At 74.5% G+C, this 12,568-nt stretch carries 13 protein-coding genes; 4 read left to right on the top strand and 9 right to left on the bottom strand.

Features of this window, described 5'->3' with window-relative positions; all coding sequences use genetic code 11:
- Window positions 1–166 precede the first annotated feature (166 nt).
- Window positions 167–541: an RNA polymerase-binding protein RbpA gene (locus ACIQCH_RS23795; protein ID WP_003959706.1), complete on the top strand. Its 375-nt coding sequence runs from the start codon at window positions 167–169 to the stop codon at window positions 539–541.
- A gap of 176 nt (window positions 542–717) precedes the next feature.
- Here ACIQCH_RS23795 and fxsA read toward each other — a convergent pair whose 3' ends face one another.
- The 4 genes from fxsA to ACIQCH_RS23775 all read right to left on the bottom strand — a co-directional run bounded on the left by fxsA (window position 718) and on the right by ACIQCH_RS23775 (window position 4,724).
- Complete coding sequence (gene fxsA / locus ACIQCH_RS23790; RefSeq protein ID WP_402583891.1) at window positions 718–1,311, bottom strand: FxsA family membrane protein; 594 nt, start codon at window positions 1,309–1,311, stop codon at window positions 718–720.
- 55 nt (window positions 1,312–1,366) lie between these two features.
- Window positions 1,367–2,173 (bottom strand): polyprenol monophosphomannose synthase, encoded by an 807-nt coding sequence (locus ACIQCH_RS23785; protein ID WP_402583889.1) that lies wholly within the window; start codon window positions 2,171–2,173, stop codon window positions 1,367–1,369.
- Between the two features lie 400 nt (window positions 2,174–2,573).
- Window positions 2,574–4,217, bottom strand: a complete 1,644-nt coding sequence (locus ACIQCH_RS23780) for an amidohydrolase (protein WP_402583887.1) — start codon at window positions 4,215–4,217, stop codon at window positions 2,574–2,576.
- 66 nt (window positions 4,218–4,283) lie between these two features.
- Window positions 4,284–4,724 (bottom strand): Lrp/AsnC family transcriptional regulator, encoded by a 441-nt coding sequence (locus ACIQCH_RS23775; RefSeq protein ID WP_030199054.1) that lies wholly within the window; start codon window positions 4,722–4,724, stop codon window positions 4,284–4,286.
- Between the two features lie 214 nt (window positions 4,725–4,938).
- On the opposite strand from ACIQCH_RS23775, the gene ACIQCH_RS23770 reads away from it, so the two are divergent.
- Entirely contained in the window at window positions 4,939–5,355 is a 417-nt protein-coding gene (locus tag ACIQCH_RS23770) for a hypothetical protein (RefSeq protein ID WP_402583885.1), read from the top strand.
- 48 nt (window positions 5,356–5,403) lie between these two features.
- Here ACIQCH_RS23770 and ACIQCH_RS23765 read toward each other — a convergent pair whose 3' ends face one another.
- Together ACIQCH_RS23765 and ACIQCH_RS23760 are read right to left on the bottom strand one after the other, a co-directional pair.
- Window positions 5,404–6,495 carry a phosphotransferase family protein gene (locus ACIQCH_RS23765; RefSeq protein WP_402583883.1) on the bottom strand — a complete coding sequence of 364 codons (1,092 nt, stop codon included), beginning with the start codon at window positions 6,493–6,495 and terminating at the stop codon, window positions 5,404–5,406.
- Window positions 6,496–6,562: 67 nt separating this feature from the next.
- Complete coding sequence (locus ACIQCH_RS23760) at window positions 6,563–7,636, bottom strand: hypothetical protein (RefSeq protein WP_402583929.1); 1,074 nt, start codon at window positions 7,634–7,636, stop codon at window positions 6,563–6,565.
- 271 nt (window positions 7,637–7,907) lie between these two features.
- Between ACIQCH_RS23760 and ACIQCH_RS23755 the strand changes: the two genes are divergently transcribed.
- Both ACIQCH_RS23755 and ACIQCH_RS23750 read left to right on the top strand, forming a co-directional pair.
- Window positions 7,908–8,144, top strand: coding sequence for a hypothetical protein (locus tag ACIQCH_RS23755; RefSeq protein ID WP_402583881.1), 237 nt, complete (start codon window positions 7,908–7,910; stop codon window positions 8,142–8,144).
- A 269-nt stretch (window positions 8,145–8,413) separates the two neighbouring features.
- Window positions 8,414–9,151 (top strand): DUF5701 family protein, encoded by a 738-nt coding sequence (locus ACIQCH_RS23750; RefSeq protein WP_402583879.1) that lies wholly within the window; start codon window positions 8,414–8,416, stop codon window positions 9,149–9,151.
- 184 nt (window positions 9,152–9,335) lie between these two features.
- Here the strand turns inward: ACIQCH_RS23750 and ACIQCH_RS23745 are convergent, their stop codons facing one another.
- The 3 genes from ACIQCH_RS23745 to ACIQCH_RS23735 form a co-directional block, all read right to left on the bottom strand.
- Window positions 9,336–10,508 (bottom strand): acyl-CoA dehydrogenase family protein, encoded by a 1,173-nt coding sequence (locus ACIQCH_RS23745; protein ID WP_402583877.1) that lies wholly within the window; start codon window positions 10,506–10,508, stop codon window positions 9,336–9,338.
- A 329-nt stretch (window positions 10,509–10,837) separates the two neighbouring features.
- Window positions 10,838–10,987, bottom strand: a complete 150-nt coding sequence (locus ACIQCH_RS23740; protein ID WP_402583875.1) for an SCO1431 family membrane protein — start codon at window positions 10,985–10,987, stop codon at window positions 10,838–10,840.
- Window positions 10,988–11,118: 131 nt separating this feature from the next.
- A complete protein-coding gene (locus ACIQCH_RS23735) occupies window positions 11,119–12,510 on the bottom strand; it encodes a peptidase C39 family protein (protein ID WP_402583873.1) in 1,392 nt (463 codons plus the stop codon).
- Window positions 12,511–12,568: the final 58 nt, after the last annotated feature.

Below are 12,568 nucleotides of genomic sequence, written 5' to 3'. Positions count from 1 at the left end.
TCTGCTGCCAGATGTGACAAAACGGGCATTGGTGGGTACAACAAGGGGCGGCACGACGGGCGACGCACGACCCGGAGCGGGAATCTATACCGCCGACCGGACGTTGACCGGATGACGACGACAGCGACACCTGTCCTGTGGGCGACAAGCCCGGGAGGCACGATTCATGAGTGAGCGAGCTCTCCGCGGCACGCGCCTCGTGGTTACCAGCTACGAGACGGACCGTGGCATCGATCTGGCCCCGCGCCAGGCGGTGGAGTACGCATGCCAGAACGGACATCGATTTGAGATGCCGTTCTCGGTTGAGGCGGAGATTCCGCCGGAGTGGGAGTGCAAGGCGTGTGGCGCCCAGGCACTCCTGGTGGACGGCGACGGGCCCGAGGAGAAGAAGGGCAAGCCCGCGCGAACGCACTGGGACATGCTCATGGAGCGGCGTACCCGCGAGGAGCTGGAAGAGGTGCTGGCCGAACGGCTGGCCGTGCTTCGCTCCGGAGCCATGAACATCGCTGTGCACCCGCGGGACAGCCGCAAGTCCGCCTAACCGCGTACGAAGCACATCACGAGCCGAGGGCCGTACCACTTCCGGTGGCACGGCCCTCGGCTCGTCGTGCTCGCACGGCCTGACCCGCACACCCCTCCGCGCACATGCGGAACGGCGCCGGGCCGCCCCCGTTCGGGGCGGCCCGGCGCCGTTTCCGTCGCGCTCGGGGCAGGGGGTCAGGGGGTCAGCGGCGGCCGCGGGGGCTCGAACGGGCCGGCCGCACCGGGTCCTGCGGGCGCGTCCTCGCGGACGACCTCACCCTGGACGACCTTGCCGTCGGGGTAGTGGATCCGGGCCTGCTGGTACGCGCTGCCGAAGCCGCCCGGGGCGGCCGTGGCCAGCCGGCGCTGGAAGGCCCGGCCGAGCAGCTTCGCGATCCGCTCGCGGACGCCCGGAACCAGGCACAGCAGCCCGGCGACGTCGGAGAGCAGGCCGGGCACCATCAGCAGCAGGCCGCCGAGCATCGTCATGGCGTTGCCGCTGCCGCCACTCCTGCCCGGGGCGGCCGGGGCGCCGCCGGGGCCCGCCTGGGCGGCCCGGACGCCGTCCCGGAGGTTGTTGAACGCCCGCCGGCCGGCCCGCTTGATGACCACCGCGCCCAGCACCACCCCGCCCGCGAGCAGCGCGAACACGGTGAAGCCGCCGGCGGCCCGGGCGACCAGGGTCAGCAGCCAGATCTCCAGCACCGCCCACGCGGCGACCGCGAGGGGCAGGAACGTACGGGCCCGGGACCGCTTGGGGGCCGTCGGGGAGGAAATGCCGCTCATCATGCACTCCAGTGTGCCCGGGGCGCCGCCGGAGCGGGATAAAGGCCGGTCGGGAGGGTCAGCGGTGCCCGGGGCCGGAGGAGCGGCCGAGCAGCTTGCCCGCCCGGGTGGTCAGACCCCAGGCGGTGACGCGCCACAGGGCCTCGACCACGATGTCGCGGCTCATCTTGCTGTCGCCGAACTCGCGCTCGACGAACGTGATCGGCACCTCCACCACGTGGAAGCCGGCCTCCACCGACCGCCGCGCGAGGTCGACCTGGAAGCAGTAGCCCTGCGAGGCGACCCGGTCGAGGCCCAGACCCTCCAGCGTCTCGCGGCGGAACGCCCGGTAGCCGCCGGTCACGTCCCGGATCGGGACGTCGAGCATCAGGCGGGAGTACGTGCTGCCGCCGCGCGAGAGGAGCTTGCGGTGCGCGGGCCAGTTGACCACCCGGCCGCCGGGCACCCAGCGCGAGCCCAGGACCAGGTCCGCGCCCTTGAGCGCGGTCAGCAGGCGGGGCAGTTCCTCGGGCTGGTGGGAGCCGTCGGCGTCCATCTCCACCAGCACGCCGTAGCCCTGCTCCAGGCCCCAGCGGAAGCCGGCCAGGTAGGCGGCCCCGAGGCCCTCCTTGCCCTTGCGGTGCAGCACCTGGACGTGGTCGTCCTCGGCCGCGAGCTCGTCCGCGATCTTGCCCGTGCCGTCGGGGCTGTTGTCGTCCGCGACGAGGACGTGCGCCTCGGGGACTGCCGCGCGGACCCGGGAGACGATCGGCCTGATGTTCTCCGCCTCGTTGTAGGTCGGGATGATCACCAGGGTCGTGCCGAGCGGCCCGTACTGCCTCTCCCGGGCTCCGCCCGGGGGGACCCCCACACCGCCGTCGCTCACTGATACCCCTTATCGCGTCCGTTCACAGCAGTCCCACCTTAGCGAGACGTGGTGGCGGCGGAGCGGATCGGGGCCCGGAGTCCTTCGGGCCGGTCCGGCTCCCCACCGGCTGCGGGCGGCCGTGACCGTTGTCTACTGGACGACCGGGCCCCACCCGGGTCGCACCGCCGGCCCGGCGAAACCTTCCCTCGCCCCCGAGGCCCGGGTGCGCTGAACGTGCGGGTTCTACCGGTCCGGACGTCCTGTGGTGGACCGGGCAGAACCTACCCACGCACCGGCAGTCGCTGTCAACACGCCTCTGACCTGCGGATCTCCGCGAAGCACCTGGTCAGCGCGGAGGCCCGGGCAGGCAGCGCCCGGGCGGGGCGCACGTCGTTCGGCGCAGCGGCCCGTACCGGGATCACTCCTGCGGGCGTACGTAGACCGTCCGGCCGCCCACCACGGTCGCCAGGCACTCCGGCAGCTCCCGGCCGGGGGTGAGGTCGGGCAGGCCGGGGGTGCCCGAGCGCGGGTCCGTGGACCAGCGGGCGACCCGGTCGTCGGGGGCCTGCACGACGAGTTCGTCGGTGCGCCAGACCGCGTAGTCGGCCGGGGCCCCGGGCACCAGGACGCCGGCGTCGTCGCGGCCGAGGGCGCGCCAGCCGCCGCGGGTGTGCGCGGTGAAGGCGGCCCGTACGGAGACCCGGTGCTCGGGGGTGCGGTGGAACGCGGCCGCCCGCACGGTGCCCCACGGGTCGAGCGGGGTCACCGGGGCGTCCGAGCCGAAGGCCAGCGGCACGCCGGCGCGCAGCAGGGCCGCGTACGGGTTGAGGGTGCGGGCCCGGTCGGCGCCCAGGCGCTCGGCGTACATGCCCTCCTCGCCGCCCCAGTACGCGTCGAAGGCCGGCTGCACCGAGGCGGTCAGGCCCAGCTCCGCGAAGGCGGCGATGGTCTCGGGGGTCATCATCTCCGCGTGCTCGACGCGGTGCCGGGCGGCCCGGATCCGGGCGGTGCCGAGCTTCTCGGCGGCGGCCCGCATCCCGTCGACCACGGCGGTGACGGCCGCGTCGCCGATGGCGTGGAAGCCGGCCTGGAGCCCGGCCTCGGTGCAGGCGGCCACGTGCGCGGCCACGTCGGCGGCGGACAGGTAGGCCGTGCCGGTGTGCGGGGCGTCGAGGTACGGGTCGTGCAGGCAGGCGGTGTGGGAGCCGATCGCCCCGTCGACGAAGAGGTCGCCGGCCGCGCCGACGGCGCCCAGCTCGCGGGCGCGCGCGACGTCCCGCTCGGCCCAGTAGCCGTGGACGCGGACCCCGGGCTCGGCGGCGGCCAGCTCCAGCAGGGCGGTGAAGTCCTCGGGCGAGGAGATGGTGGGGCCGCCGCACTCGTGGACCGAGCCGATGCCGAGGGAGGCGGCCCGGGCCAGGGCGGCCCGCTGCGCCTCGGTGCGCTGGGCCGGGGTGACGGCGGCGAACGCGGCGTCCCGGACGGCGTGGTGGGCGTCCCGGGTCAGCGGCTCGCCGTCCTCGTAGCCGTCCCGGTCGCGGACGCTGGGGACGAGGTCCAGCAGGGCGGTGGTGGCCACGGCGGAGTGCACGTCGATGCGGCTGAGGTAGAGCGGGCGGCCGCCGGTGGCGGCGTCCAGCTCGTCGCGGCGCGGGGCCCGGCGCTCGGGCCAGCGGGCGGCGTCCCAGCCGTGGCCGAGCAGGACCCGGTCGCCGGGCCGCCGGTCCGCGTACGCGCGTACGAGCTCCAGGGCCCGGCCGAGGGTGGGGGCGTCGGACAGGTCGAGCCCGGTCAGGGCGAGTCCGGTGGCGGTGGTGTGCACGTGGGCGTCGGTGAACGCGGGGGTGACCAGCGCGCCGTCGAGGTCGACGATCTCGTCGGCCGCGTCGGCGAAGGCGTCCGCGGCGCCCTCGGAGCCCACCCAGGCGATGTGGCCGCGCTCGACGACCATCGCGGTGGCGAACGGGTCGGCGGGGCTGTGCACCTCGCCCCTGCGCAGCAGGACGGTGCGGTGGGGTGCGTCGGCGGGGGTGTCCGCGGGGGTGGTGGCGCGCTGGGTCATGCGGAACAGTCTCGCGCCTTCGTGGGGCGGCGAGGACGTCGGGGGCCCGGTTCGCGCCGGTTCGCGTCAGATGCGGGGCGGGCGCGCTTCGTAGGGCGTCGACAGCACGACGGTGGTCCGGCTCGACACCCCGGCCAGGTGGCGGATCCGGCCCAGCAGGTCCTCGAGTTCGAGCGGGGTCGCCACGCGCACCTTGAGGATGTAGTTCTCGTCGCCGGCCACGCTGTGGCAGGCCTCGATCTCGGGCACTCCGGCCAGTCGCTCCGCGATGTCGTCGGGGGCGCTGGGGTCGAAGGGCTTGACCGAAATGAACGCCGTCAGGGGCAGCCCGACGGCCTCCGGGTCCACGACGGCCGCGTACCCGCGGATGACACCGCGCTGCTCCAGGCGGCGTACTCGTTGGTGGACCGCCGACGTCGACAGGCCGGTGGCCTTGCCGAGGTCCGTGTAGCTCATCCGCCCGTCTCTGACGAGCAGCTCCACGATCTGACGGTCCAGCTCCTCCATTGCGCTCATAGCGGCCCAACCTATGTCCCCGGGACCCCCCGGGCACAGTGGCGACGGCCCCGAAGTGGCACCTGCGCCGGGCATGTGACCAATACCACAGGGGTATGTAGGCGTACGCCGGGGTGTCGCGGTTACTCGTGCGCGGTGGCGGGAAGTGCTTGCTGTGGCCGAGGCCCGAACCGTCTGCCCGGCCCACCCAAGGGGGAGTACATCCATGCCGAACACCAAGCGCGCCGGTCGCACCGAGCCGGAGCCCCTCGATATCGACGACCTCGTCGAGGACGACGAACCGGACTTTGATTCCTTCGAGATCCACCACGCGACCTGCCCCGACTGCGGGCAGGCCATCGCGCTCGTCGCCGACGAGGAGTTCCTGCCGGAGCACGCGCTCTGCCTGACGCCGTGGAACCCGTTCGGGCTCACGGTGTGCCGCGGCACCGGCCGCCCCGCCGCGGAGGCGGAGCCCGCCGACGCCACCGGCGCCGAGGAGCTGGAGCCCGTCGTCCTGCTGTCCCTGCCGCAGGGCCTCGACTGGCGCAACCAGCCGTTCTCGCACGTGGGCGGTCCCGGCTCGCGGCCCGTCAGGATGCAGCTGCCGCCGCAGCACCGGCAGCACGTCAAGGCGGCCTGAGCGGCGGTCGGTTCGGGGCCGGGGCGCGGCCCCCGGCCCGCCGCGCGCTCACCAGTAGGTGCCGTCCACCATGGCGGCCAGACTCGCGTGGTGGAGGATGAGGCCGTCGGGGTCCGCGGGCAGCTCGACCTCGCCGAAGTACGCCTGCCGGTACGCGATCCGCAGCATGACGATCGCGTGCCGCAGGGCGGCGTACAGCGTGTGGAACTCCATGGCGCGCGGGGTGTGGCCGGTGAGTTCGGCGTACCGCGACTCGATGTCCTCGCGGCGCAGGAAGTCCGGCAGTCCCGTCTGGCCGAAGGACACGGTCAGGTCCTGGAAGAACCGGTGCAGGTACACGGTCCAGCCCAGGTCGACCTCCCGGGGGGCGTACGCCGCCATCTCCCAGTCGAGGACGGCGGCGGGCTCGAAGCCGTCGTAGACGATGTTGCCGATGCGGGCGTCGCCCCAGCACAGCACGGCCGGCCCCTCGTCGGCGGGCCAGAGCGCGTCGAGCCGGTCGAAGGCCCGCTCGATGAGCGGGGAGCGGGCGAGCCCCCTCACCACCCAGGCGTAGTAGGCGCGTTGGGCCTCGACGTGCCGGCGCAGGGGGCTGCCGGTGCCCTCGGGCAGCAGGAACTGGGCCGCCTCGGCGGGGAACCGGTCGTGCAGCCGGGCGAGGACGGAGAGGCTCGCCTCCTGGAGGCGGGCGCGTTCGGCATCGGTGGCGGAGTGCAGCCAGTTGCCCTCGTAGGTGTACGGCATCACGTCCGGCGGGACCCGGCCCTCGGCGCGGTCCATCACGAAGAACGGCGCCCCGAGCGGCTCCGGGTCCTCCTCCAGCCAGCGCACCGTGGGCACCGGGAGGTCGGTGTGCCGGGCCACCAGGCTCATGACCCGGTACTGGCGGGCCATGTCGTAGGTCGGGAAGACCGTGTAGGCGGCGGGGTCCGCGGCCAGCCGGAGTGCGCAGGAGCGCACCGGGGCGTCGGGGTGGTCGACGGCGAAGAGCAGGGTCTCGCTGGACATGCCGTTGGAGCCGGGTACGCCGATGTCGGTGACCCGGGCGCCGGGCAGGTGCCGGCCGAGCCAGGCCTCCAGTCGGCGGCCGAGCTCCTCGGGCTCGCGCGTGGAGGTGCGGGGGCGGGGGGCGGTTGCCATGCGGTGGTTCCCCTCAGCTGGTGACGGCGGGGTGGGAGTGGCGCCTCGGTGGGGGGTGGCGGGCCGGTCAGGGGGCCACGGAGTCGTAGCCCGTGAAGCCGCTCGGGTCGTGGCGGCCGAAGCTGCCGTGCTCGAAGATCCCGTAGCCGACCTGTCCTTCGAGGGTGAAGCGGGCCGAGTGGTCGGTGACGCCGAAGGCCGCCACGGGGTGGGCCGAGGGGTCGGACAGGTCGTAGGTGCGCCGGTCGGTCCAGCCGCGGCCCTGCCAGCTGCCGTGCTGCCAGTCGGCGGCGGGCGGGTAGCCGGCGCCGACCGCCAGCGGCGAGGAGGCCAGGATCTCCACCCCGAGTTCGAGGGGCTTGCGGGCGGGGTCCGTCAGGTGGACCACGGCACGCTCGGGGTGGCGGGTGCCGGGGCGGTAGGTGATGTCGGTGTGCGGCCAGCCGAGCTGCACGTCGCCCCGCCCGCCGCCCTCCGGGTGCACCAGCAGGGCCTCGCTGAGCGCGCGGTGGCCGTCGGCGTCCTCCTGGGCGATGACCATCACGAAGCGGTCCTCGAAGCGGGCCGGGATCCAGAGCCAGTGGAAGCCCTCGGGCCGGTGCTCCTCGGCGGCGCGGCCGCCGTCCTCACCGGGGACGGGCCGGACGCCCCAGCTGCGGTCGCGGGTGCCGGTCCACTCCCCCGCGGCCAGCCGGATCTCCGCGCCCCGGGCCCGTATCCAGCCGGTGGCCGAGCCGGCCTGCACGAAGCGGCGGCCTTCCAGCATGAGCCGGTCGCCGCGCCGCTGGACGTGGTGGGGCTCCCAGACGGCCGGGAAGTCCGCGGTCCAGGCGATCTCGTACGAGAGGCCGTCGGGGTCCGCGGGATCGGCCTCGCAGCTCAGGGTGAACCGCTTGAGGGGCTCGTCCACGGTGATGCGCAGCGGGCCGGTGGAGAGGTCCAGGCGGTCGTCGCCGAGGGCGTCGGAGGCGCGGACCGCGAGGAGGTCGTCCCCGAGGCGCAGGGTGGCGTAGGCGTCGATCACGCCGGTGTTGGGGTAGACGCCGAGGCCGAGGATGAGCACGGCCCGGCCGACGTGGTCGAAGACGTGGAAGATGCAGCGGTCGTAGGCGTTGCGGTCGCCGGTGGCGACGTGCTTCATCGACAGCGGCACCTGGTGGATCGGGTACTCGTCAAGGGCGACGGGTCGGTCCGCGGGCACGGCGGCACCTCCTGGGGGCGGGCGGGCGAGCAGATATGACGGTACGTCAGATCCGTTGCGCGCGACCATACTCGTGTCACCCGCTGACAGAAATCCCCCTGCCGGATCCGTGGGGCCGCCGCCCGCACCCGTCCCCGCGCGGGGACGGGTCGAACCTATGGGCGCCCGCCCCGGGGTGTTACCTGGGTGGCGGGCGCCGCGTTGGCCGGTCATGACGATGCTTCACTCCGAGCCCAGCACCGGGCGGCGCCGCCGGCCGACGCCCCCGGGATACGAAGAATCGGTTCCGCGCACGGCCGCCCCGCCGCGCCCCGCCGACCCCCCGATCTACCGGGCGCTGCTGGCCCGCTGGACGGCGGACGGACGCACCCTGCCGGGCAGCCGCGACCCGGAGTGGGCCCGACTCACCTCGTCCCCCGTCTGGCCGGGCGGCGGGCAGCCGCGCTAGGTCGTCTCTTTCGGATCTTGCCGGTCAAGCCCGCGTCGTCCGGTGCCGTACATCGCAAGGCGGAGAGGCTCCCGTGTACTGGGCGTACTCGGGTGCCTCGACAGCGCAGCGAGGTGCGGGGCCGGGCGGCGCGGGTCAGGCAAGATCCGGAAGAGACGGCCTAGGGCGCGGCCGGCGGCTGCGCGAGGCCGCCGGCGGCCCGGGAACGTCCGGGCGGTCCGCGGCGTTTCCGGTGGGTCCGTCCTCTCCGCGACCCCCAGGGAGCACCGTTGCCCGAGACCATGGACGCCACCTCCGCCGGATCCGCCGGCTCCGCCGCCTCCCCCGCTTCCGCCCCCTCCCCCGCCTCCAGCGCTCCTCCCGCGCTCCCGGCCCCGAGCGCGCAGGCCGAGCGGCTGATCGAGCTGGGCGTGCACGAGCGGGCGGGGCTGCCCGCCGCCGAGGTGCGCGTCTTCGCCGAGGCCGCCGACCGGCTCGCGGGCGGCGCGGGCGGCGCGCTGCTCGCCGTACACCCGGACCGGGTCCCGGCCTCCGTCCTCGCGCCGCTGCTGCGCCGGTCGGGCCGGCCCGGGTTCGTCGTCACCGACATGACCGACGTCGACGCCTTCGCCCCGCTCGACACGATCCCGCTGCCCGACTCCGCGCTCTACGTCGTGACCGGCCTCGACCGCGGCGACGACATGGCGGACTGGAGCCCGGACGAGGCGCTGCCCGCGCTCACGGCCCGGACCCGCACCCCGCTCCTGCTCACCGAGGGCATCCACTGGGTGCTGCAGCAGCCCGCCGTCCTGGACCGCAACCACTGCTTCATGACCATCGGGTCCCGGCTGCGCAAGGCGAACGGTGCGCTCGACACCCGCACCCCGGCGATCTGGATCAGCAACGGCACCGGGCGGGACGGCCGCGAGCGGCGCGACGCCCCCAAGGTGGGCTGGTGCTGGGCCGGCAACCGGCACACCTGGCTGGGCTTCGGCTCGGCGGAGGGCCGTCAGGTCCCCGGGAAGTGACGCCGCAGGACGTGGTGCACGGCCGGCAAGGGGTGGGTCCCGTGCCGGCGGGTCGCCGCGGCGCTCGACGGGGCAGGGCCCACGACCCCGGCCGCGCGCCCACCCCGAACGCGTACGGCCCCGCCGGGAGGGCGGGGCCGTACGGGGCCGGTCACGGCGGGGAGACCGGCGCGGGGTGCGTGCGTCAGCGGCTCTCGGGACCGGCCAGGTGCCGGGCGATGACCATGCGCTGGATCTGGTTGGTGCCCTCGACGATCTGGAGCACCTTGGCCTCGCGCATCAGGCGCTCGACCGGGAAGTCGGCCGTGTAGCCGTAGCCGCCGAGGACCTGCACCGCGTCGATGGTCACGCTCATCGCCGCGTCGGTGCAGAAGAGCTTGGCCATCGCGGCCTGCCGCGAGAACGGCTTGCCCGCGTCCCGCAGCCGCGCCGCGGCCAGGTACAGCGCCCGGCCGGCCTCGATGCGGGTGGCCATGTCGGCGAGCATGAAGCGCAGGCCCTGGAAGTCCGCGATCGGACGTCCGAACTGCTTGCGCCCGGTCGCGTAGGACAGGGCCTCGTCGAGCGCGGCCTGGGCCACTCCGATCGCGCAGGCCGCGATGCCCAGCCGGCCCGAGTCGAGGGCGGCGAGGGCGATGGTGAAGCCCTGGCCCTCCTCGCCCAGCCGTCGGCCGTCGGGTACGCGGACCCCGTCGAAGTGCAGCTGGGCGGTGGGCGAGCCCTTCATGCCCATCTTCTTCTCGGGGACGGCGGCACTGAGGCCCTCCGCGTCGCCCGGCACCAGGAAGGCGGTGATGCCGCGGGGGCCCTCGCCGCCGCTGCGGGCCAGCACGGTGTAGAAGTCGGCCACCCCGCCGTGGGTGATCCACGCCTTGGTGCCGGTGATCACCCAGTCGTCGCCGTCGCGGACGGCCTTGGTGGTCAGGGAGGCGGCGTCGGAGCCGGAGGACGGCTCGGACAGGCAGTAGGCGCCCAGCAGGCCGCCGCCGAGCATGGCGGGCAGGAACTCGGCCCGCTGCTCCTTGGTGCCGAAGCCGGCCAGGCCGTGGCAGGCCAGGGTGTGGACGCTGGCGCCGAGGCCGACCGTGAGGCGGGCCGCCGCGAGCTCCTCCAGCACCTGGAGGTAGACCTCGTACGGCTGGTCGCCGCCGCCGAACTCGGACCCGTACGGCAGGCCCAGCAGGCCCGCCTCGGAGAGCAGCGTGAAGACCTCGCGCGGGAAGCGGCCGGCCTCTTCCTCCTCGGCGGCCGAGGGCCGGATCTCACGCTGGGCGATGTCTCGTACCAGCGCGAGGAGGTCCCGGGACTCCTCGGTGGGCAGCTCTCGGTCCACCGGCTGCGGCGCGCGATCGGTCATGACGGCACTCTCCTCCCTGGTCGGGGCAGCGGCAACGCGCGTCGGGTTCGACGGCGTCGCCGGAACTTGTGCTCTCACAGCCGATGCTGCCTTCCCGGGTCACGGAAATGGCTGATCAGCGGCTGCGGCGGGTCGAGTATGCACGACAAATCCGGTCCCGTCACGGGTCCAAGATCATGGAACGGGAGACGAGCGGAACCGGTGCCACCGGCGAGGGGGGCGTGCCGGCCCCGACAGGAGCGGGGCACTCCGGGACGAACTCCACGATGCCGGTCAGCGCGGCCCGCAAGGTCCGGACCAGCGGGGCGGCGGAACGCCTCGCGAGGGGGTCAGAGCAGGCCGGTCTGGGTGACGAACATCGCCACCACGACCACGAGGATCCAACCGAGGACGTGCTCGAGCCACTTCGAGCCGTCCTGGGGTCCACCGGTGCGCACACGGGCACGGGCACGGACGTGGCTGGCGCTGGTCGAGGTCATGGGTGTCTCGCTTCGGATCGTCCGGCAGTGGTCGCCCCCCGACGTCGTTCCAATGTGCCAGCCGATCGGCGCCCGCGGGCGGAGACGTTGGTCACTCACCCGCGGGCCGGCCGTCCGGTCCGGGACGGAGGTCAGAGCACGCCCACCAGCCGCAGGGCCAGGCGCTGCTCCCGGGTGGGGTGGGCGGGGACGTAGAGGTAGCAGACGCCGCCCGGGCCCGAGACGACCTTCCCCGCGGCGTTGTGCCGCTTGGTGCGCAGCCAGACGGTCTCGAACTCGTGCCGCCGGTAGACCCGCCGGACCTCGGCGTCGGTGGCGGAGTTCGGGTCGTTGGCCACCACGTCGCCGTCGGGGGTGAAGCCGATCACCGTCATCAGGTGCCCGGCGGTGCCGTAGCCGGCCCCGGTCAGCTCCTCCTTGAGGAAGGACTGCGAGGTGATCAGCGGGATCCCGGCCCGGACGAGGGTCTCGGCGTCGGTGAGCGAGTCGAGCCGGGTGACCACGGCGGCGAGGTCGGGGTAGGTGGCCGCGTACGCGGCGTTGAAGGGCCAGTTCCCGCAGCCCTTGTATGCGGCGTCGTACGTCTGCCGGGCGGCGTGGCAGACCTGCGGGTCGGCGTACGCGGGGTCGACCCAGGCCAGCTCGCCGTCGCCGGGGCGGCGCCCCCAGTACTCGACGATCATCTGCGAGGAGGTGGGGCTGCACCACGCCTCGCCGCCGTTGTCGTACTGCGGGTACTGGCCCTTGTGGATCTCCTGCGAGTAGCGCGGTACGTCCAGCTCGCCGGCGTGCCGCGGGACCGAGGCGGGCACGGTGAAGCGGTCCGGTACGTCCGAGGCCATCGCCCCGACCAGCCAGACCACCGGGGTCAGCCGGGTGCGGGGGGTGCGGTACAGGGTGAGGCGCAGGCGCCAGGCCGCCAGCCGCAGCCCGCCGGCCGGGTCGTCGATCGCGAAGGTGTCGGTGCCGATGCTGCTGCGGCCGTCCTTCTGGCCGTCGACGGAGGTGCGGCGGATGTCGCCGTCCCCGGCGGCCCAGCGGCCCATCACGTACCAGGGGGTGGCCGTGCCGTCGGAGTACGTGCCGGCGAGCTCGACCTGGATCCAGGTGCCGGCGGGCGCGTGGGCGTTCCAGGAGGCGACCAGCTCGGTGGCCGGCACGGCGCTGACGTGCTCGGGCGAGACCCAGGTCGCGTACTCCCACTCGCTCGTCCGCCCGGAGTGCGGGTCGGTGTACGTGGTGACGCCCTCGGGCGTGGCGAGGGCCAGGCCGGGGCGGCGGCCGCCGAGGGAGACCGTGCCGCGGTGGGCGCCGGCCCGCCAGTGGCCGTAGCGGTGCCAGAACCGGTTGTCGACGTGCCGCGGTCCCCCGTGGCCCGGGTGGGCCGTCTCGGCCTCGGCGCCGCCCTCCTCCGGCGCCCCGTCCGGTGCGCCGACCGCGGTGGCCGTCCCGGAGGCGGTTCCGGCGGCGACGGCCGCGACAGCGGCGGCGAGCACGGTCCGGCGTGCGGTGGGTGCGGTCATGATCGGAGGACCCCCTGTCGGTGCGACTTCCATGTCATAGGTGAACGTACGCTGATGA

This window comes from Streptomyces sp. NPDC093225 (assembly GCF_044753805.1).
Classification (GTDB): domain Bacteria; phylum Actinomycetota; class Actinomycetes; order Streptomycetales; family Streptomycetaceae; genus Streptomyces.
This window is presented reverse-complemented; position numbering and strand designations above follow the sequence as displayed.

What these genes read in the sequence shown, in the direction of transcription:
- ACIQCH_RS23795 (WP_003959706.1), top strand. Translation starts at nt 167, where the DNA reads ATGAGTGAGCGAGCTCTCCGCGGCACGCGCCTCGTGGTTACCAGCTAC.
- fxsA (WP_402583891.1), bottom strand. Translation starts at nt 1,311, where the DNA reads ATGATGAGCGGCATTTCCTCCCCGACGGCCCCCAAGCGGTCCCGGGCC.
- ACIQCH_RS23780 (WP_402583887.1), bottom strand. Translation starts at nt 4,217, where the DNA reads ATGACCCAGCGCGCCACCACCCCCGCGGACACCCCCGCCGACGCACCC.
- ACIQCH_RS23775 (WP_030199054.1), bottom strand. Translation starts at nt 4,724, where the DNA reads ATGGAGGAGCTGGACCGTCAGATCGTGGAGCTGCTCGTCAGAGACGGG.
- ACIQCH_RS23770 (WP_402583885.1), top strand. Translation starts at nt 4,939, where the DNA reads ATGCCGAACACCAAGCGCGCCGGTCGCACCGAGCCGGAGCCCCTCGAT.
- ACIQCH_RS23765 (WP_402583883.1), bottom strand. Translation starts at nt 6,495, where the DNA reads ATGGCAACCGCCCCCCGCCCCCGCACCTCCACGCGCGAGCCCGAGGAG.
- ACIQCH_RS23760 (WP_402583929.1), bottom strand. Translation starts at nt 7,636, where the DNA reads ATGAAGCACGTCGCCACCGGCGACCGCAACGCCTACGACCGCTGCATC.
- ACIQCH_RS23755 (WP_402583881.1), top strand. Translation starts at nt 7,908, where the DNA reads ATGACGATGCTTCACTCCGAGCCCAGCACCGGGCGGCGCCGCCGGCCG.
- ACIQCH_RS23745 (WP_402583877.1), bottom strand. Translation starts at nt 10,508, where the DNA reads ATGACCGATCGCGCGCCGCAGCCGGTGGACCGAGAGCTGCCCACCGAG.
- ACIQCH_RS23740 (WP_402583875.1), bottom strand. Translation starts at nt 10,987, where the DNA reads ATGACCTCGACCAGCGCCAGCCACGTCCGTGCCCGTGCCCGTGTGCGC.
- ACIQCH_RS23735 (WP_402583873.1), bottom strand. Translation starts at nt 12,510, where the DNA reads ATGACCGCACCCACCGCACGCCGGACCGTGCTCGCCGCCGCTGTCGCG.